21 protein-coding genes are annotated in these 23,446 nt (G+C 72.4%); 11 read left to right on the top strand and 10 right to left on the bottom strand.

The features are described 5' to 3' along the window. Window positions 1-17: 17 nt before the first annotated feature. The 4 genes from ACQPXB_RS12695 to ACQPXB_RS12710 all read right to left on the bottom strand — a co-directional run bounded on the left by ACQPXB_RS12695 (window position 18) and on the right by ACQPXB_RS12710 (window position 3,163). On the bottom strand, window positions 18-767 hold the full coding sequence (locus ACQPXB_RS12695) for an alpha/beta fold hydrolase (RefSeq protein WP_432851672.1): 750 nt from the start codon (window positions 765-767) through the stop codon (window positions 18-20). Between the two features lie 229 nt (window positions 768-996). Continuing rightward, on the bottom strand, window positions 997-1,638 hold the full coding sequence (locus ACQPXB_RS12700) for a response regulator (RefSeq protein ID WP_432856591.1): 642 nt from the start codon (window positions 1,636-1,638) through the stop codon (window positions 997-999). Next, a complete protein-coding gene (locus ACQPXB_RS12705) occupies window positions 1,635-2,765 on the bottom strand; it encodes a sensor histidine kinase (RefSeq protein WP_432851674.1) in 1,131 nt (376 codons plus the stop codon). The genes ACQPXB_RS12700 and ACQPXB_RS12705 overlap by 4 nt, the downstream gene beginning before the upstream one ends. A 71-nt stretch (window positions 2,766-2,836) precedes the next feature. Beyond that, window positions 2,837-3,163, bottom strand: coding sequence for a hypothetical protein (locus ACQPXB_RS12710; protein WP_432851676.1), 327 nt, complete (start codon window positions 3,161-3,163; stop codon window positions 2,837-2,839). Window positions 3,164-3,514: 351 nt separating this feature from the next. Here ACQPXB_RS12710 and ACQPXB_RS12715 point away from each other — a divergent pair, with 351 nt between their 5' ends. Together ACQPXB_RS12715 and ACQPXB_RS12720 are read left to right on the top strand one after the other, a co-directional pair. After that, window positions 3,515-4,366 carry a M23 family metallopeptidase gene (locus tag ACQPXB_RS12715; protein WP_366583796.1) on the top strand — a complete coding sequence of 284 codons (852 nt, stop codon included), beginning with the start codon at window positions 3,515-3,517 and terminating at the stop codon, window positions 4,364-4,366. A 136-nt stretch (window positions 4,367-4,502) separates the two neighbouring features. After that, window positions 4,503-5,573, top strand: a complete 1,071-nt coding sequence (locus ACQPXB_RS12720; protein ID WP_432851678.1) for a DUF4192 domain-containing protein — start codon at window positions 4,503-4,505, stop codon at window positions 5,571-5,573. Between the two features lie 863 nt (window positions 5,574-6,436). On the opposite strand, the gene galE is transcribed toward ACQPXB_RS12720, so the two are convergent. From galE to ACQPXB_RS12735, 3 genes are all read right to left on the bottom strand, one after another. After that, on the bottom strand, window positions 6,437-7,417 hold the full coding sequence (gene galE, locus ACQPXB_RS12725) for a UDP-glucose 4-epimerase GalE (RefSeq protein ID WP_366583798.1): 981 nt from the start codon (window positions 7,415-7,417) through the stop codon (window positions 6,437-6,439). Window positions 7,418-7,765: 348 nt separating this feature from the next. Then, window positions 7,766-8,950 (bottom strand): galactokinase, encoded by a 1,185-nt coding sequence (gene galK / locus ACQPXB_RS12730; protein ID WP_432851680.1) that lies wholly within the window; start codon window positions 8,948-8,950, stop codon window positions 7,766-7,768. Continuing rightward, the gene (locus ACQPXB_RS12735) at window positions 8,947-9,669 is read right to left on the bottom strand and encodes a metal-dependent transcriptional regulator (RefSeq protein ID WP_304504291.1); all 723 of its coding nucleotides are present in this window, start codon (window positions 9,667-9,669) and stop codon (window positions 8,947-8,949) included. The genes galK and ACQPXB_RS12735 overlap by 4 nt, the downstream gene beginning before the upstream one ends. Window positions 9,670-9,779: 110 nt before the next feature. Here ACQPXB_RS12735 and ACQPXB_RS12740 point away from each other — a divergent pair, with 110 nt between their 5' ends. From ACQPXB_RS12740 to ACQPXB_RS12750, 3 genes are all read left to right on the top strand, one after another. Further along, window positions 9,780-10,619 carry a sulfurtransferase gene (locus ACQPXB_RS12740; RefSeq protein WP_366583800.1) on the top strand — a complete coding sequence of 280 codons (840 nt, stop codon included), beginning with the start codon at window positions 9,780-9,782 and terminating at the stop codon, window positions 10,617-10,619. A gap of 109 nt (window positions 10,620-10,728) precedes the next feature. Continuing rightward, window positions 10,729-11,901 carry an acetoin utilization protein AcuC gene (locus ACQPXB_RS12745; protein ID WP_366583801.1) on the top strand — a complete coding sequence of 391 codons (1,173 nt, stop codon included), beginning with the start codon at window positions 10,729-10,731 and terminating at the stop codon, window positions 11,899-11,901. A 2-nt stretch (window positions 11,902-11,903) separates the two neighbouring features. Then, the gene (locus ACQPXB_RS12750; RefSeq protein WP_366583802.1) at window positions 11,904-14,609 is read left to right on the top strand and encodes a GNAT family N-acetyltransferase; all 2,706 of its coding nucleotides are present in this window, start codon (window positions 11,904-11,906) and stop codon (window positions 14,607-14,609) included. A 4-nt stretch (window positions 14,610-14,613) separates the two neighbouring features. On the opposite strand, the gene ACQPXB_RS12755 is transcribed toward ACQPXB_RS12750, so the two are convergent. Continuing rightward, on the bottom strand, window positions 14,614-15,063 hold the full coding sequence (locus ACQPXB_RS12755; RefSeq protein WP_432851684.1) for a carboxymuconolactone decarboxylase family protein: 450 nt from the start codon (window positions 15,061-15,063) through the stop codon (window positions 14,614-14,616). Between the two features lie 83 nt (window positions 15,064-15,146). Here ACQPXB_RS12755 and ACQPXB_RS12760 point away from each other — a divergent pair, with 83 nt between their 5' ends. After that, complete coding sequence (locus tag ACQPXB_RS12760; protein WP_432851686.1) at window positions 15,147-15,989, top strand: sigma-70 family RNA polymerase sigma factor; 843 nt, start codon at window positions 15,147-15,149, stop codon at window positions 15,987-15,989. On the opposite strand, the gene ACQPXB_RS12765 is transcribed toward ACQPXB_RS12760, so the two are convergent. Further along, window positions 15,949-16,983: an acyl-CoA dehydrogenase family protein gene (locus ACQPXB_RS12765; protein ID WP_432851688.1), complete on the bottom strand. Its 1,035-nt coding sequence runs from the start codon at window positions 16,981-16,983 to the stop codon at window positions 15,949-15,951. The two genes, ACQPXB_RS12760 and ACQPXB_RS12765, sit on opposite strands and share 41 nt — an antisense overlap. 10 nt (window positions 16,984-16,993) lie before the next feature. Then, a complete protein-coding gene (locus ACQPXB_RS12770) occupies window positions 16,994-18,175 on the bottom strand; it encodes an acyl-CoA dehydrogenase family protein (RefSeq protein WP_432851690.1) in 1,182 nt (393 codons plus the stop codon). 144 nt (window positions 18,176-18,319) lie between these two features. Between ACQPXB_RS12770 and ACQPXB_RS12775 the strand changes: the two genes are divergently transcribed. From ACQPXB_RS12775 to ACQPXB_RS12795, 5 genes are all read left to right on the top strand, one after another. Continuing rightward, window positions 18,320-19,408: a zinc-binding dehydrogenase gene (locus ACQPXB_RS12775; RefSeq protein WP_432851692.1), complete on the top strand. Its 1,089-nt coding sequence runs from the start codon at window positions 18,320-18,322 to the stop codon at window positions 19,406-19,408. Next, a complete protein-coding gene (locus ACQPXB_RS12780; protein WP_432851694.1) occupies window positions 19,405-20,286 on the top strand; it encodes a 3-oxoacyl-ACP reductase in 882 nt (293 codons plus the stop codon). Before ACQPXB_RS12775 ends, ACQPXB_RS12780 begins: the two co-directional genes overlap by 4 nt. 16 nt (window positions 20,287-20,302) lie before the next feature. Continuing rightward, window positions 20,303-21,805, top strand: coding sequence for an aldehyde dehydrogenase family protein (locus tag ACQPXB_RS12785; protein ID WP_432851696.1), 1,503 nt, complete (start codon window positions 20,303-20,305; stop codon window positions 21,803-21,805). Then, on the top strand, window positions 21,805-22,563 hold the full coding sequence (locus ACQPXB_RS12790) for a glucose 1-dehydrogenase (protein ID WP_366583810.1): 759 nt from the start codon (window positions 21,805-21,807) through the stop codon (window positions 22,561-22,563). The genes ACQPXB_RS12785 and ACQPXB_RS12790 overlap by 1 nt, the downstream gene beginning before the upstream one ends. 88 nt (window positions 22,564-22,651) lie before the next feature. After that, window positions 22,652-23,446: an MlaE family ABC transporter permease gene (locus ACQPXB_RS12795; protein ID WP_366583811.1), complete on the top strand. Its 795-nt coding sequence runs from the start codon at window positions 22,652-22,654 to the stop codon at window positions 23,444-23,446.

The raw sequence follows: 23,446 nt of genomic DNA on the forward strand, positions 1-23,446 counted from the left end.
AACGGGAGCCAGGACCTTCATCGAGACGTTGTGGTTCTGGCCGTCCAGCGTGCGGTGCCGGGCCTGGGGGAGTGCGTCGGCGAGGTCTTTCGCCGCCTGCTGCAGGCTTTTCGCGCTCTTGCCGCCGCTGAGGACGAGCGTGGGCGGCCGACGGTGCTGAAGTCGGCCAGCGCTTCGCCGTTCAGGTGGCCTTCGAGGAGGGCCGCGTCGTACGGCAGCGTGTGGGCGACCGACGTCAGGCGCTTCCAGACGCCGGGCATGATCCACATCATCGGGATCACGAAGCCGGGGGCGCCCATGCCCCGGGTCATGAAGTACTTGACGGCTTCGCCGCGTTTTCCTTGGGAGATCAGGGATGTGAGGTGCTCGGCGAAGTCGTGCGGCGGGTGGCCGGCCTCGGTGGTCACGAACGGCGGTTCGTAGAGCGCGAGCCTGGTCAAACCGACGCCGGCCCTGGCCGCGTGGAGTGCGAGGACGGCGCCGGAGGACAGGCCCCACGCGGTCGCCTCACCGCCGGCGGCCTGGACGATCGCCGCGAGGTCCTCGACCTCTCTTCCGGTGGTGTACGGCTGTTTGTCGTCGCTGTCCCCGCGGCCGCGGCGGTCGTAGTTGTAGACCGTGAAGTGCTCGGACAGCAGTGTGGAGAGTTCGAGCAGCCCGGGGAAGCGGCGGTAGCTGAACGCGCCCGCCACGAGCACGAGTGCGGGCCCTTGCCCCTGCTTGTCGTAGGCGATGCGGGTGCCGTCGGCTGAGGTGACGTGGTCCACGAGTGTCGGTTCCTCTCCTGTGGTGGTGCGTCCATCCTGTCGACCGATGGTTTGAGTTGTCAAGACAAAAAAAGTTTTCGGATGGAGCGTGTGAACCTGATAGACGGCACTGGATGGTCACGACCGCGCACGCGGTGGTGAGGAAGGTGCGGCGGCACGTTTGGCGGGCCGCGGTTGCTCGAACGGTGGAGAGCGGCCACCGCTGCCTCCGGTACGTCGAGGCCTCGCGCTAGTCCGCGATCCCCGCTCGATAGGCGAACGCGACGGCCTGCGCCCGGTCCCGCAGGCCCGCCTTCGAGAACAGGTGGTTCACGTGCGTCTTGACCGTGGCCTCGCTGACCACCAGCTCCCGCGCGATCTCCGTGTTCGGCAGGCCCGCCGCGATGAGGCGCAGCACCTCGATCTCACGCGCGGTCAAGCCCTCGACCTCGGCCACGCGCACGGGGGCCCGGCGCGTGGCGGCGTCGACGAGGCGGCGCTGCAGCTCGCCGTCCACTGTGGACTGGCCGGCCGCGGCGGATCGCAGCGCCCGGGCGATGGCCTCGGCGTCGGCGTCTTTCGTGAGGAATCCGCGGGCGCCGGCGCGCAGCGCGCCGAGCAGGGACTCGTCGTCGGTGTAGGTGGTGAGGACCACGACCTCCGTGGCGGGGTAGCGCTCGCGGACGGCCTCGGTCGTGGAGACGCCGTCGCGGCGGGGCATGCGCAGGTCGACGAGCAGCACGTCCGGGTGGTGCTCGGCGACGAGCTCCAGCGCGGCGTCGCCGTCGGCGGCCGCGCCGACCACCTCGACGCCGGGCAGCAGTCCCAGCAGCGTCACGAGGCCCTCGCGCACCACGGCCTGGTCGTCGGCCAGCACCACGCGCAGGTTCACGCCGGCACCGTCAGGTGAATCCGCCATCCGTCCTCTCCCGGCCCGCTGTCCAGCTTTCCTTCGAGCAGCGCGACCCGCTCGGCCATGCCGCGCAAACCGTATCCCGCCGCGGGCGCGTCCGGCGGACGGCGGCCCTGGCGGTCGAGCACTGTCAGCTCGACGTGTGACTCCGCGAAGGCGAGCGTGACGTCCACCTCGGCTCCCGGCGCGTGCTTGCGCGTGTTCGACAGCGCCTCCTGCACGGCGCGCACGAGCGCGGTGGTCACGCCGGCGTCGAGGTCGCGCGGCTCGCCCTCCACGACGAGGTCGGCCCGCGCGCCCGTGTCCAGGCGGTAGCCGGCGAGCAGGTCGGCCACGGCGCGCTGCGCGGGCACCGCGTCCTCTCGCAGCGCGGCGACCGCCTTGCGCGCCTCGGACAGCCCGTCGGAGGCCAGCTTCTGGGCGCGTTCGATCTGGGCGACGGCTTCGGGGCTGGCGCCGTCGCGCACGAGCATCAGCCGGGCGCCCTGCAGGTTGAGCGCGAGGCCGGCCAGGGAGTGGGCGAGGACGTCGTGGACCTCACGGGCGATGCGCGCGCGTTCGGCCAGCGCCGCGGCCCGCGCGTGCTCCTCGGTGGCGGTCTGCGCGCGGGCCAGCGCGAGCTCCGTCTGCTCCAGCCGCGCCGCCCGGTCGCGCCGGCTGGCGGCGAGCAGCATCATCACGACCAGGATCGCGAACAGCGCCAGCGCGTTCAGCCAGTCGAGCCGGTGCACCACGGCCCACGCGACGATCGCGCCGGCGCTCGACACCAGCACCACCGCGCCCAGCGCCCGGCCGAACGCCCGCAGCGTGTAGAACGTCGTGCTGAACATCGCCACGGACATCCAGCTGTTGGGATCGAGCACCCACAGCGCCCCCGACGCCGCGACCACCACCGGCATCGCCGCCGGCAACACCCACGCCGGCCTCGACTCCACCGCCACCGGCAGCAACGGCGCCGACGCCACCAGCGTCACCCCGAACAGGACCCACGCCCACCACCCCGCGAGATACGGGATCGAGATGATCAACGGAAACGCCACGAACCCCCACCGCACCCAATCGGGCGCGCCGACCCGCCAGCGGTTCCCGGTGGTCGTGGTGGCCATGTCCCTCCCCGATGCTTGTAGGGAGAATGTACGGGAGGACCACCGGCTCCGGCGGGCGGACGCGAAGGCCTTCAGCTGCCGAGGCTGAGGTGGAAACCGTTGTTCCGTGCGTCGTTCAGCGAGGCCCAGATGACGCCTCGGTTGAGATTTCCGGCGTGGAAGCCGTAGCGCTGGGCTTTCGGCACGTCGACGAAGGTGAACACGTAGGACCGCGTGGACGTCGTCGAGCCCGGGCTCGCCTGGTGGAGGTTCGTGACGGCGACGGTCTTGCCGGACTCGTCGACGAGAGTGGCCTGGGTTCCGTCCGAGACGTCGGAGTAGCCACCGCAGCCGTACCCGCTGGTGCAGGTCACGTCCATGGTGCCGGAGATCGTGACGTGGTCGGAGTCGGCGCTCACGGTGCCGCCGAGCGCCGGGCTCCACCAGGCCCCGGCCGGGCCGGCGCCGCAGCCTGCCGTCGCCAGGGCGACGAAGAGGGAAGCGACGGCGATTCTCGTCGCTGCCTTCGTGAGCTCGCTCTTTTCCGGCTCGGGAATGGTGGTTCATTCATCGACGGAAGTCTGCGGGCGCGGATGTTCCGTTACGGCGCCGATGACCGCATTGTCTGATCGTGACAATGCCGCTGCCGTGGCGCTGTTCGCCGTCGGGACACCAGGTGCTACCAGGTGGTTTGCCCGGCATGTACGCAAAATGTACTTCGCGCCGCTTTCCTGGTTGCCGTCATCCACGCGAAACAGGAGGTACGCACCATGTCCAGGTTGCGACGGCTCGCCGTGTTCGCCGCTGCCGCGGTGTTGCCCGCGCTCGGTCTCACGTTCGCCGCCCAGGCGCCCGCGTCCGCCGCGCCGAACTTCCAGGTGCCGTTCAAGTGCGGGGTCACCGTGACGGCCGCGACGTTCAGCGGGCACAACCCCGCCAACTCAGTCGACTTCCAGAAGTCGGGCATCACCGGGATGCCCGTGGTCGCGTCGGTGGCCGGCACGGTCACGCGCGTCGAGAACGAGGGCAGCACCAGCTACGGCCGCTGGATCGAGCTCGACCACGGCGGCGGCTGGCGGACCCGCTACGCACACCTGTCCGCGCAAGAGGTGTCCGTGGGCCAGAAGGTGAGCGGGGGCGCCGAAATCGGCAAGGCGGGCGCGACCGGCGGCGTGACGGGACCGCACCTGCACTTCGAGGAGAACCTCAACGGCGTGACGCAAAAGGCCGTGCTCAACGGTGTCGCGGCCGTCTACTACGGCAAGAAGGACTTCACGAGCAAGAACAACTGCGGCGGCAACCCCTACTCCGCCACGGAGGTGTGCGGGTCCGGGTTCTCGGTGATCGACCAGCAGGGGCTGGGCTCGTCCGGCACCGCGTACCTGCTGTACAACGCGTCGACGAAGGCCAACTGCGTGACGACGCTCAAGGCGGTTTCGCTGGGGACCGCGAGCCCGACGTCGGCGTTCCTCGAAGTGCAGGGCCAGGCGCGCACGACCGACTCCGGCAACTTCACCTACTACGCGGGGCCGGTGAAGAAGACCGCGGGCGCCACCTGCGTGAAGTGGGGTGGTTCGGTGGGTTCGGACACCTACACGAGCGCGTTCGAGCACTGCGGCTGAGCGCCTAGCACACGGCACCGACACGAACCCGGTCCGGCCCGCGCGGCTGGGCCGGGTTTTCCACAACCGCCTGCAGCTGTCCACAGATTTCGGTGACGACCTTCCGCAGCCCGTTTTCCGCCGCACAGTGGAGTGCGTGACCACCTCGACCCCACCCGGCACGGCCCGGGTCCTGCTCACCGACCCGGCGCAGCTCATCGCGGCGCTCCCGTACCTGCTCGGCTTCAAACCGGCCGAATCCGTCGTCCTGCTTGGGCACCGCCCGCCCGGCACGCGGATCGGCCTGATCCTGCGCGCGGACCTGCCGCCGCGTGATCTCATTGCGGAGCAAGCGGATGCGCTTGCTCCGCGGTTCCGCGTGGACGATCACACGGGCGTCACCGTGGTGATCGTCGGCGGCCGGGCCGGTCCCGACGGCGAGCCGCCCCACGCCGAGTTCGCCGGGGAACTCGTGCGCGCGCTCAAGGAGTACGAGCTGCCCGTGATGCATCCACTGTGGACACCGGAGATCGCCGCCGGGGCACCGTGGGCGTGCTACCGCGAACCCACCTGTGGCGGCCTCTTGCCGGATCCTCGCGACACGGTGGTGGCCGCCACGCTCACCAACGCCGGCTTCGTCTCCTTCCCCAGCCGCGACGACGTCTTGGCGCTGATGGAGCCCCGGTCTCCCACGGCTTTGGTGCGGCGGCGTGCCCTGCTCTCCCGTGCCGCCCCACCGGGGGATCCCGACGACGTGCTCGCGGCGGCCGCCGAGGTGCGCGCGGCGTTCTTCCGCCACCGCCGGGCGGAAGGCCCGCCGTCGGACGACCAGGCGGTGCGCCTCGCCCACGCCCTGCGCGTCCCGAAGGTCCGCGACGCCTGCCTGGCCACGGCGGTCCCGCCGGAGTCGCCCGTCGCCGTGTCCGCGATGAGCCTGTGGCTGGAACTCGTACGCGAACTGCCCGCGCCCCACCGCGCGGACGCCGCCTCCCTCGTCGCCTACGCCGCCCTCATGCGAAGCGAGGGCGCTCTCGCGGGCATGGCCCTGGCCAACGCCCTGGACGCCTGCCCCGACCACGTCCTGGCGCAGCTCCTGCACGCGGCCTGGAACATCGGTACGGACCCGGCGAGGCTCGCCGGGCTGGCTTCGCTGCCGAACGCCGTGGACCTGGGGCTGTCGTTGCCGGAGCTGAGTGTGGACGATCCGCCGCCCGACCTCGGGCCTTGACGGTGGACCCGCCTCGGCTCCCACGGATCCGCCCTCGCACGGCGGCTCAGATGCTGTCGGCCCGCAGCCCGCTCTCGCGGCTCGGTCAGCGGCGGCCTGGGCGACTGGTGGGTCGAGGCGTTGCTCGCGGGCGGTGGAGCCGTGGGCGGTGGTCGTTGCGACCAGGGCCGATGCTTGGCGGGCCGCGGCCCGCGGCCTGCGGCTCGCTCTCGCGGGTCGGTCAGCGGTGGCTCGGGCGGCGGGTGGTTCGACGGGCGTTGCTCGCGGGCGGGGGAGTCGCGGGCGGCGGTCGTTGCGACCAGGGCCGATGCTTGGCGGGCCGCGGCCCGCGGCCTGCGGCTCGCTCTCGCGGGTCGGTCAGCGGTGGCTCGGGCGGCGGGTGGTTCGACGGGCGTTGCTCGCGGGCGGGGGAGTCGCGGGCGGCGGTCGTTGCGACCAGGGCCGATGCTTGGCGGGCCGCGGCCCGCGGCCTGCGGCTCGCTCTCGCGGGTCGGTCAGCGGTGGCTCGGGCGGCGGGTGGTTCGACGGGCGTTGCTCGCGGGCGGGGGAGTCGCGGGCGGCGGTCGTTGCGACCAGGGCCGAAGCTTGGCGGGCCGCATCCGGCGGCCTGCTGCCGCAGCCCGGTGCCGCAGCCCGCTGCCGCGGCCCGGTCGGCCGTGACCAGGGCAGCCGGCGGGTTGGTGGGCGTCGCTTGCGGCAGGTGGAGCCGCGAGCGGCGGTCGCGGCGCCCAGGAGCGGAAGCTCGCCGGGCATGTTCGTGCCGGAGCTCGGTATGGACTCGCGAACGTGGTGACCCGGCAGGGAAAACGCGTCCGGCGGGCCCAGTCTCGCCAGGAGCCCGGACCCGCCGGAAGGGAGATCGGTCAGGAGCGGCGCGACTGCGTGAACGCCCAGGCGTCGGAGACGATGCCGTCGAGGTCGGTGCGTTCGGGTTTCCAGCCGAGTTCGCGGCCGGCCTTTTCGCTGGAGGCCACGAGGACCGACGGGTCGCCGGCGCGGCGGGGGGCGACCTCCGCCGGGATCGGGTGGCCGGTCACGCGGCGGCAGGACTCGACGACCTCCAGCACGGAGAACCCGGTGCCGCTGCCGAGGTTGTAGATGCGGTGCTCGCCGGGCGTCGCGTGGCGCAGTGCGAGCTGGTGGGCGTCGGCGAGGTCGACGACGTGGATGTAGTCGCGGACAGCCGTGTGGTCGGGCGTCGGGTAGTCGTCGCCGTAGATGGAGATGTGGGCGCGGTCGCCGGTGGCGACCTGGAGCACGAGGGGGATGAGGTGGGTTTCGGTGGTGTGGCGCTCGCCGAAGGCGTGGTAGGCGCCGGCGACGTTGAAGTAGCGCAGGCTCACCGCGGCGATGCCGTGGGCGCGGGCGAAACTCGTGATGGCGTGGTCGATCGCGAGCTTGGACGCGCCGTAGGTATTGGTCGGCTGCGTCGGCGCGGTCTCCGGGATCGGCGACGACTCGGGCTCGCCGTAGGTGGCCGCGGTGGAGGAGAACACCAGGCGCGGCGTGCCGTGGGCCTTCATGGCCTCCAGCAGGCGCAGGGAGGTGACGACGTTGCCTTCCCAGTACTTCGCCGGGTCCGTCATCGACTCGCCGACGAGCGACTTCGCGGCGAAGTGCAGCACGCCGTCGAAGCCCTCGCCGAGGACGTCGGCGGCCACGGCGGCGGCGTCGCCCTCGATGAAGCGCGCGTCGGGGTGCACGGCGTCAGCGTGCCCGGTGGACAGGTCGTCCACGACCGTGACCTGGTGACCGGCCTCGATGAGCCGCGCGGCGCACACGCTGCCCACATAACCGGCGCCACCCGTGACGATCAGTTTCAGGGGGCTCTGCGGGTCCGTCACGGTGTGGCCTTTCTGGTGTGGGCGGTGACTGTGCGCCACAGTCTCCCCTCACCGCGCCGCGCCCGGCCGCCCGGGGGTTGCCGCGGCCGGTCCGGCCGGATGGCGAACGCGCGGGCCCCGGACACGACGCTGCCCCCGCGACCGGAGTCCCGAGGGCAGTGCCACAGCCAAAATGCCGCAGCCAATCGCGCCGCAGTCAAAGAGCACCGCAGCCAATCGCACGGCAGCCGACAGCACGGCAGCCGACAGCACGGCAGCCGACAGCGCCCGAAGCCGACGGCGCCCGAAGCCGACGGCGCCCGAAGCCGACGGCGCCCGAATCCGAAAGCCCCCGAACCCGAGACCGCGTCAGGCGGTGTCGCGGCCAGCGCCGCGGGAAGGGACCGCGGTGAAGGTGCGCGGGCGGCGAAGGCCGGCGGCTTCGAAGGCCCGCTCGACGGCCGCGCGGACGTGTTCCAGGTCGGCGTCGCGGACCAGGGCGATGGCGGAGCCGCCGAAGCCGCCGCCGGTCATGCGGGCGCCGAGGGCGCCGGCGGAGCGGGCGGAGTCCACGGCGAGGTCGAGTTCGGAGGTGGAGATGCGGTAGTCGTCGCGCATGCTGGCGTGGGAGGCGTCCAGGTGCGGGCCGATGTCGGCGAGGCGGCCCTGGTGGAGCAGGGCCACGACGTCGAGCACGCGCTGGTTCTCGGTGACCACGTGGCGCACGAGCGGCGCGAGGTCGGCGGGCAGCTGGGCCAGGGCGGCGTCGAGCCCGGACAGGGTGACGTCGCGCAGGGCCTTGACGCCCAGCAGCTCGGCGGCGCGCTCGGTGCCGCGGCGGCGTTCGCCGTAGCCGCCTTCGGCGTGGGAGTGCTTGGTGCGCGTGTCGATGATCAGCACGCGGACGCCGGCCTCGGCGAGCGGAAACGGCACCTGCTCCATCTCGCCGGAGCGGACGTCGAGGAACAGCACGCAGGAGTCCTGGCAGCACAAGGACGCCGTCTGGTCGAGCAGGCCGGTGGGGGCGCCGACGAAGTCGTTCTCGGAGCGCTGCACCCAGCGGGCGATCTCGGGGCGGGTCGGGGTGCCGGGCAGCTCGGCGTCGAGCTCGACGCCGGCGAGGCCGAGCAGCGCGAGCGTGACGGCGCACTCGAGGGCGTGGGACGAGGACAGGCCGGCGCCGGAGGGGACGTCGCCGGCGATGACCAGGTCGGCGCCCGCGGCGTGGCCGTGGTCGCGCAGCACCCAGGCGACGCCCGCGGGGTAGGCGGCCCAGCCCTCGACCGAACCCGGTTCGAGGGAAGCGATGTCGAGGAGGTCGGAGTACTGGAGCTGGCCGTCGTCGCCGAGGGTGGCGACGTTGAGCTTGCCGTCGTCACGCGGCGTGGCCGCCACGGCGAGACGGTGGGGGAGGGCGAAGGGCAGCACGAAGCCGTCGTTGTAGTCGGTGTGCTCACCGATCAGGTTCACCCGGCCGGGAGCGGACCAGACCCCGGCCGGGGCGCGGCCGTGGATCCGGTGGAACGCGGCGGCGGCGTCTTCGGCGGGGCTCACCTGGCCTGCGCCAGCACGGCGTGCAGCGCCGAGGTGGAGACCTGGGCCGAGGAGTCGCTGCCGGTGACCTCGATGGTCACGGTGCCGCCGTTGGCCTTGCCGACCGTGACGCGGCCGCCGGGAACGATGCCGACGGACTTGAGCTCGGTGAGCAGCGACTCGTCGAGCTGCACGTGCTCGGCGATGCGCCGCACCACGACGTCGCCGCCGCCGGTGCGGGCGAACTCGTCGAGGCGCACGAGGTCGGATTCGGCGGGCGGGGCGGGGTCGCCATCGCCCAGCTTGTCGAGGCCCGGGATCGGGTTGCCGTAGGGCGAGGTGGTCGGGTGGTCGAGCAGCTTGACCAGCTTGCGCTCGACGGCCTCGCTCATCACGTGTTCCCAGCGGCACGCCTCGGTGTGCACGTGCTCCCACTCGAGCCCGATGACGTCGACGAGGAGGCGCTCGGCGAGACGGTGCTTGCGCATGACGGCGATGGCCAGCTCACGACCGTGGTCGGTCAGCTGCAGGTGCCGGTCGTCGGCCACGACCACCAGCCCGTCGCGTTCCATCCTGGCCACGGTCTGGCTCACGGTCGGCCCGCTCTGCTGCAGGCGTTCCGCGATCCGTGCCCGCAGCGGGACGACACCCTCTTCTTCGAGCTCGTAGATGGTACGCAAGTACATCTCGGTGGTGTCGATGAGATCGTTCACGCTGTCCCCTTCGTCCGCGTAGCTCATCGTAGTCGTTGGCCCCGACAGCGACGGCACGCGCCGACATAACAAGCCAGGCAAGCTGAAAAGTCCGGCCCGGGTGCGCGCGAGGCGCCCGGACCTGCAGGATGGGACGCATGGGACCGTTGATCACCCCCGCCGAGCTCGCCGCCCAGTCCGAGGCGCGGCGCCCCGTGGTGCTGGACGTCCGCTGGCGCCTGGCCGGGCCGCCCGCCGCCGAGTCCTATCGCGAGGGCCACGTGCCCGGGGCGGTGTTCGTCGACCTCGACACCGCGCTCGCCGCGCCGCCCGGCGAAGGCGGCCGCCACCCCCTGCCCGACCCCGCCGATCTGCAGCGTGACCTGCGCGAAGCCGGCGTGAGCGCCGGGCGCCCGGTGATCGTGTACGACGACGCCGACGGCTCCGTCGCCGCGCGGGCCTGGTGGCTGCTGCGCTGGGCCGGGCACACCGACGTGGCGGTGCTCGACGGCGGTTACGCAGCGTGGCTCGCGGAAGGCCGCGAGACGACCACCGACGCGCCCGCCCCCGAACCCGGCGACTTCGAGGTGCGCCCAGGCGGTATGCCGGTGCTCACGGCCGACGAAGCCGCCGCCCGCGCCCGTGAAGGCGTGCTGTTCGACGCCCGCGCCCACGCGCGCTACACCGGCGAGACCGAGCCGGTCGACCCGCGCGCCGGCCACATCCCCGGGGCGATCAGCGCGCCGTCGGGCGAGCACGTGGGCGAAGACGGCCGCTGGCGCTCGCCCGCCGACCTGGCCGCGCGCTTCGCCGGCCTGGGCCTGACCGAAGGCACCCCCGTCGGCGCCTACTGCGGCTCCGGCGTCACGGCGTCGTCGGTCGTGCTCGCGCTGGAGGTCGCGGGACACCCCGAGCCGGCGGCGCTGTACACCGGTTCCTGGTCGCACTGGTCACGCGACCCCGAACGCCCCGCCGCCACCGGCCCCGAACGCGGCTGAACCACCGCGAGCCCCGAACCACCGCGCGCCCCAACCACCGCGCGACCGAACAACAAGGCGCCGCAGCCGAACCCGGCTCGGGCGCGCCGAGCCCAGTACAGTGCGGTACATGTCCTCGCCTGCTGTCGTCTGGGATGCCGCGCTGCTGGGATACGACCTGGGCGGGGAGCATCCGTTCAACCCCGTCCGCCTGGAGCTCACGATCCGGCTGGCCACGGAGCTCGGCGTCCTGAACGACGTCGAGCTGCTCGTGCCCACCGCGGCCGGCGACGAGGAGCTGCTGCGCATCCACGCGCCCGAGTACCTGGCGGCCGTGCGGGAGGCGCCGCTCGTCGGCTGGGACGTCGGCCACGGGCTGGGCACGTCGGACAACCCGGTGTTCAGCGGGATGCACGACGCGTCGGCGCTGGTGGTCGGCTCGACGCTGCTCGCGGCGCGCAAGATCGCCGACGGTGAGGTGAAGCGCGCGGTCAACATCGCGGGCGGGCTGCACCACGCGATGCGCGACTACGCGTCCGGCTTCTGCGTGTACAACGACTGCGCCATCGCCATCTCCTGGCTGCTCGACCACGGTTTCGACCGCATCGCCTACCTCGACACCGACGTGCACCACGGCGACGGCGTCCAGACCGCCTTCTACGACGACCCGCGCGTGCTCACCGTTTCCGTGCACCAGCACCCGTTCACGCTCTGGCCCGGCACCGGCTACGCCGCCGAGATCGGCAACGGCAAGGCCGCCGGCACGTCGGTCAACATCCCGCTGCCGCCGCAGACGAAGGACCCCGGCTGGCTGCGGGCGTTCAACGCGGTCGTCCCCTCGCTGCTGGCCGAGTTCGAGCCGCAGATCCTCGTGACGCAGTGCGGCGTCGACTCGCACGAGGAAGACCCGCTGGCCGACCTGTCGCTCTCGGTCGACGGCCACCGCACGATCTACTCGACGATGCGCGACCTCGCCGAGACCTACAGCGGCGGGCGCTGGCTCGCCGTCGGCGGCGGCGGGTACCAGCTGATCCGCGTGGTCCCGCGCTCGTGGACGCACCTGATCGCCACGGTGCTCGACCGCGACGTCGCACCGGACACGGCCCTGCCGCCCGGCTGGGTCTCCGCGATCACGAAGGCCGCGCCCACCGCCGAGATCCCGCCCGCGATGACCGACGACGAGGACACCGCGTTCAAGCCGTGGGGCGACGCCGCCGACGACCCGGTCGACATCGCGATCCGCGACACCCGCCGCGCGGTGTTCCCGCTGCACGGCCTCGACCCGGACGATCCCAGGGACTGACCATGTCCGAAGACCCGGCGCTCGGAAACGGCCTGCGCGACCCGTACGACTACCCCCGCGACTGGGAGGCCGACGTCGTCCTGTCCGACGGCGGCACCGTGCACCTGCGGCCCGTGGTGCCCACGGACGCCGACGGTCTCGTCGCCTTCCACAGCAGGCTTTCCGAGCGCACGCGCTACCTGCGGTACTTCGGCGCCTACCCGCGGATCCCGCCGCGCGACCTGCAGCGGTTCTCCACTGTGGACCACCACGACCGGGTCGCGTTCGTCGCGCTGCTCGGCGACGACATCGTGGCCGTCGGGCGCTACGAACGGCTCGACGGCGGCCCCTCGGCCGAGGTCGCGTTCGTCGTCGACGACAAGCACCAGGGCCGCGGGCTCGGCTCGATCCTGCTGGAGCACCTCGCCGCTGCCGCGTCGGAGTGCGGGCTGCGCCGGTTCGTCGCCGAGGTCCTCGCCGAGAACGCGCCGATGGTGCGGGTGTTCCGCGACGCCGGCTACCAGGTCAGCCGCGCCATCGAGGAAGGCGTGCTGCACCTGGAGTTCAGCATCGACCCGACGGAGGAGTCGCTGGCCGTCGCGCGCTCGCGCGAGCAGGCGGCCGAGGCGCGCAGCGTGCACAACCTGCTGCACCCGCGGTCGGTCGCGGTGATCGGCGCGTCGGCCGACCACACGAAGGTCGGCCACGTCGCCTTCCGCAACCTGCTCGCCGCCGACTTCACCGGCACCGTCTTCCCGGTCAACCCCGAGCACCGCTCGGTGCGCGGCGTGCGCGCGTACGCGTCGGTGCTCGACATTCCGGACCCGGTCGACCTCGCGCTGGTCGCGGTTCCGGCCGAGCTCGTCGAGTCCGTGCTCGACGCCTGCCTCGTCAAGGGCGTGAAGACGCTGGTGATCGTTTCCGGCGGCTTCGCCGAGTCCGGCCCGCTCGGCCTGCACGCCGAGCTGCGGCTCGTCGGCGAGGCCCGCGCCCACGGCATGCGCGTGGTGGGGCCGAACGCGCTCGGCGTGCTCAACACCGCGCCCGGCGTACGGCTCAACGCCACCCTCGCCCCGCAGCTGCCGCGCCGTGGGCGCACCGGGTTCTTCTGCCAGTCCGGCGCGCTCGGCACGGCGATCCTGGCCGACGCCGGTTCGCGCGGCCTCGGTCTGTCCACCTTCGTCTCCGCCGGCAACCGCGCCGACGTCTCGGGCAACGATCTGTTGCAGTACTGGGAAACCGACCCCGAGACCGACCTCGTGCTGCTCTACCTCGAGTCCTTCGGCAACCCGCGCAAGTTCGCGCGGCTGGCGCGGCGGCTCGCGCGGAACAAGCCGATCGTCGCGGTGAAGTCGGGCCGCCACGCCGTGCGCCCGCAGCTGGCCGCGACGTCGGCGGAGGTCGACGAGGCGAGCGTGCAGGCGCTGTTCGAACAGGCCGGCGTGGTGCGGGTGGAGTCGCTCGCGCAGCTCTTCGACACCGCGCTCGTGTTCGCGCACCAGCCGCTGCCGGCCGGGCCGCGGATCGCGATCGTCGGCAACTCGAGCGCGATCGGGCTGCTCGCCGCCGACACCGCGCGGGCCCAGGGGCTGCACCTCGCGGCCGACCCGGTGGACATCGGCCCGCAGGCCGGGCCCGACGCGTTCGCCGCGGCCGTGCGCGAAGCCCTTGATTCGCCGGAGACTGACGCGCTCATCGCCGTGTTCGCCCCGCCCGTCGCCATTCCCGGCACCGCGTATGCGCGGGCGCTGAAGGAAGCCGTGCTGGAGCACGAGCGCACGAAACCTGTGGTGTCCACGTTCCTCGCGGCCGAGGGCGTGCCCGACGAGCTGGCCGTGCTCAGTGAAGACGGTGTGCCCACCCGGGGTTCGATCCCGTCGTACCCGAGCCCGGAACGCGCGGTGACCGCGTTGTCCCGCGTGGTGCGGTATTCGGCGTGGCGGCAGCGTCCACAGGGGACACTGGTGCGCCCGGGCGGGCTGCACGTCGAGCAGGCGCAGTCGATCGTGCGCGAGCTGCTCGCCGAAGCCGACGGCCACTCCACGATGCTGTCCGACGACGACGTGGTGCGGCTGCTCGGCTGCTACGGCGTCGACGTGGTGCCGTTCCGCGTGGTGTCCGATGTGGACGGTGCGGTCGCGGCCGCCGCGGAGCTGGGTTATCCCGTCACGCTCAAGGCCGTGGACGAGCGGCTGCGCGGCCGGCCCGACCTGGCGGGCGTGCGGCTGGACCTCACCTCGGAGGACTCCGTGCGCGTGGCCTACCGCGACCTGTGCGAGGTCTCCGGCGACAACGAGCTCTACGTGCAACGCATGGCCGCCAAGGGAATCTCGTGCGTGATCGGCCTGCAGGACGACCCGTCGTTCGGCACGCTCGTGTCGTTCGGCCTTTCGGGTCTGGTCAGCACGCTGCTCGGCGACCGCGCCTACCGCGCGGTGCCGGTCACCGACGTCGACGCCGCCACGCTCATCCGCGAGCCCCGCACGTCGCCCCTGCTCACCGGCTACCGCGGCGACGAGCCCGCCGACCTCGCGGCGTTGCAGGACATGGTGCTGCGCGTGGCCGCGCTGGCCGAGGACAACCCGGAGGTCCGGTCCCTGGCGCTCGACCCGATCCTCGCCTCGCCCGACGGCGCCTTCGTGGCCAACGCGCGCATGGTGCTGGGCCCGCCGCCGACCCGGCCGGACACCGGGCCGCGGCGGTTGCGCCACATCACGCCGTCGGACTGACGGCTCACCAGGTCTTGCCGGCCTGCTCCCCGTTCGTCCGGTTGATGCGGTTGAAGAAGTTGGTCAGCGCGATCTCCAGCGTGAGCGCCGACAGCTGCTCCGCGGTGAAGTGGGTGGACGCGGCTTCGCGGATCTCGGGCGTGACGCCCGCCGCGCCGTCCTGCAGGCGGGTCGCGGCCTCCGCCAGCGCGAGCGCCGCGCGTTCCGTGTCGCTGAAGAAGGGCGTGTCGCGCCAGGCGGCGACGTTGTGCAGCCGCTCGTCGGTCTCCCCGTGCTTCTTCGCCGCCGCGACCCCGGCGTACACGCAGGGGCTGCAGCCGTTGATCTGGCTCACGCGCAGGTGGACCAGCCCCAGGAGCCGCGGGTCGACCCCGCCGGCGTGGATCGCGCGGTTCAGGTGCCCGATCGCGGTCATCACCTCGGTGCTTGCCGCGGATTTCGTCGTGGTGGTCATGTCCGTGCTCCTTCTGCGGTTACCTCGGCCCGGTCGGGCCCGTCATCTCGCATGACGGAGCAGTGACGAGGAAGGTAACGACCATGACCGACCCGATCGCGGAAGCGTTCGAAGCCCAGCGCGAACGGCTGCGCGCCGTGGCCTACCGCGTGCTCGGTTCGCACGCCGACGCCGACGACGTGGTGCAGGAGGCATGGCTGCGCTTGTCGCGCCAGGACGCCGCGGCCATCGACAACCTCGGGGGCTGGCTCACCACCGTCGTCGGCCGCCTCAGCCTCGACGTGCTGCGCGCGCGGCAGAGCCGGCCGCAGGCGCCGGGTGACGACCGGCTGCCGGAGGGGGTGGTGGCGCTCGACAGCCCCGAGGACGACGTCGCGCTCGCCGATTCGGTCGGGCTCGCGCTGCTGGTGGTGCTCGACGCGCTCGGGCCGGGGGAGCGACTGGCGTTCGTACTGCACGACCTGTTCGCGGTGCCGTTCGAGGAAATCGGCCAGATCCTCGGCAAGTCGACCGCCGCGGCGAAGATGCTCGCCAGCCGTGCCCGTCGGAAGGTACGGGAATCCGAGCGGCCCTCAGCCGGACGAGAGCAGCGCGAGGTGGTCCGGGCCTTCCTGGCGGCGGCTCGCGACGGCGACTTCGCCGGGCTGCTGCGGGTGCTCGACCCCGACGTGCGGCTCACCTCCGAAACCCCGGACGGCGTGGTCGTGGTCCTCGGCGCCACCAAGGTCGCGAGCGGCGCGCGGTTGTCCGGCGGCCTGGCCGCCACGGGCCGGGACGTGCTCGTGGCCGGGCGCCCCGGTGTCGTGTCCCTCGACGAGGACGGCACGGTGGTGGCGCTGCTGGCGTTCACGGTCGTCGACGGGCGGATCACGGAGCTGACCGTGGTCACCGATCCGGCGAAGCTGTCAGCAGCCCGCCCAGAGTGAGCAGCTGCGCGGTGGCGCCGCCGCCGGTGAACTCGAGGCGTTTGGCCGCCGCGAAGTAGCGGTGCAGCGGGTGCGAGACGTCGATGCCGACGCCGCCGTGCAGGTGCACCGCGGTGTGGGCGACGCGGTGGCCGGCTTCGGCGGCCCAGTACTTCGCGGTGGCGATCTCGGCGTCGGCGGCCAGGCCTTCGGACAGGCGCCACGCGGCCTGCCACAGCGTGAGCCGCACGGCTTCGACGTCGAGGTACGCGTCGGCGAGCCGCTGGCGTACGGCCTGGAAACCGCCGAGGACGTGGCCGAACTGCTCGCGTTCACGCGTGTGGGCGGCCGTCAGCTCCAGGGCCCGCTCGACGACACCCAGCTGCTGCGCGCACAACCCCACCGCGCCGCGCTGTCGCAACGCTCGGCCGACGTCGCCCAGGGGCGTGCCGGGGGCGTCGTCGAGCCGGACCAGGCCCGCGTCGGCGTGGTCGATCGTCTGCTGCGCGGCGATGGAGACGCCGGGGGCGTCGCGTTCCACCAGGAAAACCCCGCCTGGAGTCTCGGCCAGCACCGCGTCGGCGAACGCCGCGAACGGCACCGCGGTCTGCGTGCCGCTGAGCCGTCCGCCGGTCTCGGTGAAACCGCCCGCGACCGCCAGCACCGCGGAACCGCGTGCCACCGGCAGGAGCCAGCGCTCCACCAGCTCCGGCCGGCCCAGCTCGGCCAGCACCGAGCCCGCCTGCACCACGGAGGAGAGATACGGCAGCGGCGCCACGGCCCGGCCGATCTCGATCAGCACCGAGCACTGTTCCAGCAACCCGAACCCGCCACCACCGACGGCCGCGGGCAGGGCCGCGTCGAGCACACCCGACTGCGCCAACCGCGTCCACAATGGCGCGTCGAAGCCCCCGGAACCGTGCGGTCCCAGCGTTTCCGGTGTCACGTGGTCGGCGAGGAGGCGGCGGGTCAGCGCGGCCAGGTCCTGCTGCGCCTCGGTGGGGGAGAAGTCCACGGCGGTGCTCCTAACGCGTCACGGGCTGGCCGAGCGCGGCCGCGGCGACGATGTCGCGCTGCACCTCGTTCGTCCCGCCGCCGAAGGTGAGGATGAGGGCGGAGCGGTGCAGCCGTTCGATGCGGCCGGCCAGCACCGCGCCCGGCGAGCCCTCGCGGACGACGGCGGCCGCGCCGAGCACCTCCATCAACAGCCGGTAGGCCTCGATCGCGGACTCCGTGCCGAACACCTTCGTCGCCGACGCCTCGGCCGGCCCGAGCTCGCGTTGCGCCGCGGCCCACGCGATCTGCCAGTTGCGCAGCTTCAGGTACTCCGCGCGGGTGTGCACGCGGGCGAGGTTCAGCCGCACCCACTCGGCGTCGAGCAGCGGCGTGCCCTCGGGGGTGACGGCGGTTCGCGCCCACTCGATGACGTCGTGCAGCGCGGCGCGCATCGGCGCGGCCGAGGTCAGCGCGACACGCTCGTGGTTGAGCTGGTTGGTGATCAGCGGCCAGCCCGCGTTCTCTTGGGCGACGCGCGCGGTCACGGGCACGCGCACCCCGTCGTAGTAGGTGGCGCTGGTGCCGGGGCCCGCGACCGTGTGGACCTTCGTCCAGGAGAACCCGGGCGCCGACGTCGGCACGACGAGCATCGACAAGCCCTTGTGCTTGGGCGCGTCCGGGTCGGTGCGCACCGCGAGCCACACGTAGTCGGCGTACTCGATGAGGCTGGTCCACATTTTCTGGCCGGTGATCACGTACTCGTCGCCGTCGCGCACCGCGCGCGTGCGCAGCGACGCGAGGTCCGTACCCGCGCCCGGTTCGGAGTAGCCGATGGAGAAGTGCAGCTCGCCGGCGGCGATGCGCGGCAGGTAGAACGCCTTCTGGTCCTCGGTTCCGTAGCGCATGATGGTGGGCCCGATCGTGTTCACCGTCAGGAAGGGCACGGGCACGCCCGCGGACGCCGCCTCGTCGGTGAACACGAGCTGGTCGAGCATCGAGCGCGCCTGCCCGCCGTACTCCTGCGGCCAGCCCAGCGCGAGCCACCCGTCCTTGCCCAGCCGGCGCACGATCTCCTTGTACGCCAACCCATCGCCGTACTCACCGCCACCCGCCGCGAGGCTCTCCCGGCGGGCCGGCGTCATCAGCTCGGCGAAGTACTCCCGGAGCTGGGCCGCCAGCTCGCGCTGGGCGTCCGTGTGGTCGATCCGCACCGCTCACCTCGCCGCCGGTTGTATAGAACTTGTTCTATTTGTAGCAGTCGGACCAGTAAGAAGGAAGGCGTCGCGAGCCTTGCCTGAAACGAGAACAGATTCTAGTCTGGGGCACCAAGGCAGGCTTCGACGAGGAGGCTCGCGGTGAGAGCAGCCGTACTGAACGCGATCGGCGACGACAAGCTGGAGCTGCGAGACGACGTCACCACCGTCGATCCGGGGCCGGACGAGGTCCGGATCCGGGTGCGGGCGTCGGGCATCTGCCACAGCGACCTCTCCGCGATGGACGGCACGCTGCCGGCGCTCGCGCCCGGCGTCGTCGGCCACGAGGGTTCGGGCGAAGTCCTCGAAGTCGGCTCCGCGGTCACGCGCCTGCAGCCGGGCGACCACGTCACCGTGTCGTTCGTGCCGCCGTGCGGTTCGTGCGCCAACTGCCTGCGCGGTCAGCCGAACCTCTGCGCCGTGCACGCGATCGCCGCGTTCACCACGCCGCGGTTCCGTCTGGGCGACACGCCGTTGTTCGGCTACGCGGGGCTCGGCACGTTCGCCGACGAGGTCGTGGTGCCCTCGTCGGGTGCGATCAAGGTCGACGCCGACGTGCCGTTCGAGACGGCCGCACTCATCGCGTGCGGTGTGCTCACCGGAGTGGGCTCGGTGCTCAACACCGCGAAGGTGGAGCCGGGCTCCACAGTGGTCGTCTTCGGCTGCGGCGGCGTCGGGATCTCCGTGATCCAGGGCGCGCGCATCGCCGGCGCGGCCACGATCGTCGCCGTGGATCCGGTGGAGGGCAAGCATTCCGTCGCCCGAGGCTTCGGTGCCACCCACGCCGTGACGCCGGAGAACCTCGACCAGCTGAAGGGCGAGCTGACCGGCGGCGAGGGGTTCGACTACGCGTTCGACGTGGTCGGTGCGCCCGCCACCATCCGCGCCGGCTGGGACGCCGCCCGCCGCGGGGGTGCGGTGGTGGTCGTCGGCGCCGGGCGGGGCGACGCGATGGTGTCGTTCAGTGCGCAGGAACTCTTCTTGCACGACAAGAAGATCCTCGGTTCGTTCTACGGTTCTTCGCACGTGCACCGCGACACCGCCACCATGCTGCGGTTCTGGCGCGCGGGCCTGCTCGACCTCGACGGCATGATCTCGCGCCGCCTCACCTTCGCCGATCTCAACGACGGCCTCGGCCTGCTGCGCGAAGGCAGCACCGACGTGATCCGCCAGGTGGTGACGCTGGCGTGAGCCTCGACGCCAAGGTCGCCATCGTCACCGGGTCCGCCGCCGGGCTCGGCCGGGCCGAGGCGCTCGCGCTGGCCCGGGAAGGCGCGGCGGTGGTGGTCAACGACGTCACCGAAGCCCGCGCGACCGTCGAGGAAATCGTGGCGCGCGGCGGCAAAGCGCTCGCGGTGGCGGGTGACGTTTCCGAAACCGCGACCGCGCAGGAGCTGCTCACCGCCGCCGTGGACCACTTCGGTGGCCTCGACATCGTGGTCAACAACGCCGGCGTGCTGCGCGATCGCATGCTGTTCTCGATGACCGACGCCGAATGGGACCAGGTCATCGCCGTCCACCTGCGCGGCCACTTCCTGCTCTCCCGCGCCGCCGCACGGCATTGGCGGGAACGCGCCAAAGTGGACGGAAAGCCGGTCTACGGACGGCTGGTCAACACCGCGTCCGAGGCCTTCCTCGTCGGCTCACCCGGCCAGCCCAACTACTCCGCGGCGAAAGCCGGCATCGCCGCGCTCACCGTGTCCGCCGCGCGCGGGCTCGCGAAGTACGGCGTGCGCGCCAACACGATCTGCCCGCGCGCCCGCACGGCGATGACGGCCGATGTTTTCGGCGACGCGCCCCAAATCGGCCTCGATCCGCTGTCGGTCGAGCACGTCGCCCCGTTCGTCGCCTTCCTCGTTTCGCCCGCCGCCGAGCACGTCAACGGCCAGGTTTTCGTGGTCCACGGCGGAATGGTCGCGCTGCTCCGTCCACCTTCGGTCGAGCAGCGCTTCGACGCCGCGAACGGCACGTGGACCCCCGCCGAGCTGGCGGAGACGGTCGGCGCGCACTTCGCCGGCCGCGACCCGGAGCGGATGTTCGCCGCCACCGAGCTGCTCACCCTGCCCTGACCTCCCGGGAGACCTCATGACGCTCACCGTGTTACCCCATCGCGACGAAGCCGGGCTCAAGGCCGGACAGCTGTTCATCGGCGGCGAGTGGACGCCCGCGCGCGACGGCGCGACGTGGACCCACCTGCATCCCGCCACGAGTGAGGAGATCGGCGAGTTCGCCGTGGCCGGTCCCGCCGACGTCGACGACGCCGTGGCCGCCGCCCGCGCGGCGTTCGCGACGTGGGGCACCTCGCGGGCGAGCACCCGCATCGCCGTGCTGCTCAAGTACGCCGAGCTGCTGCGCGCCCACGCCGACGAGCTGCGCGCGCTGCAGGCCCTGGACAACAGCGTGCCGCTGTCCTTCGGCGCGATCTACGCGACGTCGGTGGCCGCCGCGGCCGACGTGTTCACCCACCACGCCGGCTGGGTCGACAAGGCGGGCGGCCAGACGCTGCCGCCGTACCAGGGCGGCGACCACCTGGCGATGACCTTCCGCGAGCCGATCGGCGTGGTCGGGGCGATCCTGCCGTGGAACGCGCCCTTCCTGCTCTTCGCGCAGAAGGTGGCCCCGGCGCTCGGCGCGGGCTGCACAGTGGTGCTCAAGGCTTCGGAGTACGCGTCGTTCGCCGTGATCCGCATGGTCGAGCTGCTCGCCGAGGCCGGCCTGCCCGCGGGCGTGCTCAACCTCGTGACCGGCCCCGGCGACCCGACGGGCGAGCGGCTCATCACGCACCCGGATGTCGACAAAGTGAGTTTCACCGGCAGCCGCGCGGTGGGCAAACGCATCGTCGAGGCGTCGGCGGGCACGCTCAAGCGCGTGTCGCTGGAGCTCGGCGGCAAGAGCCCGGCCATCGTGTTCCCCGACGCGCCCAACGTCGGCCTCGCCGCGATGACCACGATGGGCGCGGTCACCATGGGCCTGTCCGGCCAGGCGTGCGTGGCCAACACCCGCGCGCTGGTGCACCGCGACGTCTACGACGAGTTCCTCGCCGCCGCGCAGGGCATGGCCGCGGCCGTGACCTACGGCGACCCGTTCGACCCGGCGGTGATCTCGTGCCCGCTCGTGAACGGCCGCCAGCTCGAACGCGTCCTCGGCTACATCGAGAAGGGCAAGGCGGAAGGCCGGCTCGTCACCGGCGGCGAACGGCTCGACGGCGACTACGCGAGCGGCAACTTCGTGGCCCCGACGATCTTCGCCGACGTGGACAACCACGCCACGATCGCGCAGGAAGAGATCTTCGGCCCCGTCCTGGCCGTCGTCCCCTTCGGCTCGGAAGAGGAGGCGATCGCGCTCGCCAACGACACCGAGTACGGCCTCGGCGCCGGCCTCTTCACCGCCGACTCCGCCCGCGCGTTCCGCGTGGCCCGGCGGCTGCGCGCCGGCACCATCGGCGTCAACGGCTTCCAGGTCGAGCCGCACCTGCCCTTCGGCGGGTTCAAGCAGTCGGGCCTCGGGCGCGAGGGCGGGCTGTCGGCGTTCGAGGCCTACACCGAGCTCAAGACCGTGCTCATGCCGCTCGGCGAGGAGCTGATGTAGTGGGCCGGCTCGACGGCCGCGTCGCCCTCGTCACCGGCGCCGCCCGCGGCCAGGGCGCGGCGGCCGCGCGCGCGTTCGTGGCCGAGGGCGCCCGCGTCGTCATCGCCGACGTGCTCGACGCCGAGGGCAAGCAGCTCGCCGCCGACCTCGGCGACGCCGCGGTGTTCCAGCACCTCGACGTGGGCGACGAGGACGGCTGGACGGCCGCGATCGAGCGGACCGTCGCCGAGTTCGGGCCGCCGACGGTGCTCGTGAACAACGCCGGCGTCCTGCATTTCGCCGAGCTGAAGAGCACCACACTGGCCGACTACGAACGCGTGGTGCGTGTGAACCAGACCGGGGCGTTTCTCGGGATGCGGTCGGTCGTTGAACCGATGACCGGGGCCGGTGGCGGCTCCATCGTCAACGTGTCCTCTGTGGAGGGACTTGCCGGTATGCCGTTCCTCGTCGCCTACACCGCGAGCAAGTTCGCGATCCGCGGGATGACCAAGGTCGCCGCGCTGGAGCTGGGCGCGCACGGCATCCGGGTGAACTCCGTCCATCCCGGCATGATCGACACGAAGATGGTTTCCGAAGCCGCCGGCGCCGACGTCGACGTGTCGTGGGTCGGCAAGAAGGTGGCGCTCGGCCGGGTGGGGCGGGCCGACGAGATCGCGCCGCTGCTGGTGTTCCTCGCGAGCGACGAGAGCTCGTACTGCACCGGGAGCGAGTTCGTAGCGGATGGCGGGGCTACGGCGACTCACGCGTTGAAGCTGTGATCCACGCGACTGAGAGCGAGCAGTGAACACCGCTAACGGAAATCGGGCGGGAGGTATGGACAAGACTCGGGGGTGACTACTGGGAGGTGTGGTGAGCGAGAGCGGCTCGATCACCCTCCCGGGCACCGCGGCGCTGACCCAGGTCGGCCGGCTCGCCACGCTGTCCTGGGAGGTGCTGCGGGCGATCTTCCGGCGTCCGTTCCAGTTCCGCGAGTGGATCCAGCAGTGCTGGTTCTTCGCGAGTGTCACGATCCTGCCGACGGCGCTGGTCGCCATCCCGTTCGGGGCCGTGATCGCGCTCCAGCTGGGGTCGCTGACCACGCAGATCGGCGCGCAGTCGTTCACGGGTGCCGCGAGCGCGCTCGCGATCGTGCAGCAAGCCGCCCCCCTGATCACGGCGCTGCTGGTGGCCGGCGCGGGCGGCAGTGCGGTCTGTGCCGACATCGGCGCGCGCAAGATCCGGGAAGAGATCGACGCCATGGAAGTGCTCGGCGTCAACCCGATCCAGCGCATCGTCGTGCCGCGCGTGCTCGCCGCGATCGTGGTGTCCGTGCTGCTCAACGGCCTGGTCAGCGTGGTCGGGGTGCTCGGCGGCTACTTCTTCAACGTCGTGCTCCAGGGCGGCACGCCCGGTGCGTACCTGGCCAGCTTCAACGCGCTGGCCCAGGTGCCGGACCTGTGGATCAGCGAGATCAAGGCGTTCCTCTACGGCTTCGTCGCCGGCGTGGTCGCGGCCTTCCGCGGCCTGAACCCCGCGGGCGGGCCGAAGGGTGTGGGCGACGCGGTGAACCAGGCCGTGGTGATCACGTTCCTGTTGCTGTTCCTCATCAACGTCGTGCTCACCGCGATCTACCTCAAGATCGTGCCGCCGAAGGCGCTGTGA

Origin of the sequence: Amycolatopsis sp. CA-161197, from assembly GCF_050942255.1 — a bacterium.
Classification (GTDB): domain Bacteria; phylum Actinomycetota; class Actinomycetes; order Mycobacteriales; family Pseudonocardiaceae; genus Amycolatopsis.

What these genes read in the sequence shown, in the direction of transcription:
- ACQPXB_RS12740 (WP_366583800.1), top strand. Translation starts at nt 9,780, where the DNA reads ATGGGACCGTTGATCACCCCCGCCGAGCTCGCCGCCCAGTCCGAGGCG.
- ACQPXB_RS12735 (WP_304504291.1), bottom strand. Translation starts at nt 9,669, where the DNA reads ATGAGCTACGCGGACGAAGGGGACAGCGTGAACGATCTCATCGACACC.
- ACQPXB_RS12760 (WP_432851686.1), top strand. Translation starts at nt 15,147, where the DNA reads ATGACCGACCCGATCGCGGAAGCGTTCGAAGCCCAGCGCGAACGGCTG.
- ACQPXB_RS12715 (WP_366583796.1), top strand. Translation starts at nt 3,515, where the DNA reads ATGTCCAGGTTGCGACGGCTCGCCGTGTTCGCCGCTGCCGCGGTGTTG.
- ACQPXB_RS12785 (WP_432851696.1), top strand. Translation starts at nt 20,303, where the DNA reads ATGACGCTCACCGTGTTACCCCATCGCGACGAAGCCGGGCTCAAGGCC.
- ACQPXB_RS12705 (WP_432851674.1), bottom strand. Translation starts at nt 2,765, where the DNA reads ATGGCCACCACGACCACCGGGAACCGCTGGCGGGTCGGCGCGCCCGAT.
- ACQPXB_RS12755 (WP_432851684.1), bottom strand. Translation starts at nt 15,063, where the DNA reads ATGACCACCACGACGAAATCCGCGGCAAGCACCGAGGTGATGACCGCG.
- ACQPXB_RS12745 (WP_366583801.1), top strand. Translation starts at nt 10,729, where the DNA reads ATGTCCTCGCCTGCTGTCGTCTGGGATGCCGCGCTGCTGGGATACGAC.
- ACQPXB_RS12750 (WP_366583802.1), top strand. Translation starts at nt 11,904, where the DNA reads ATGTCCGAAGACCCGGCGCTCGGAAACGGCCTGCGCGACCCGTACGAC.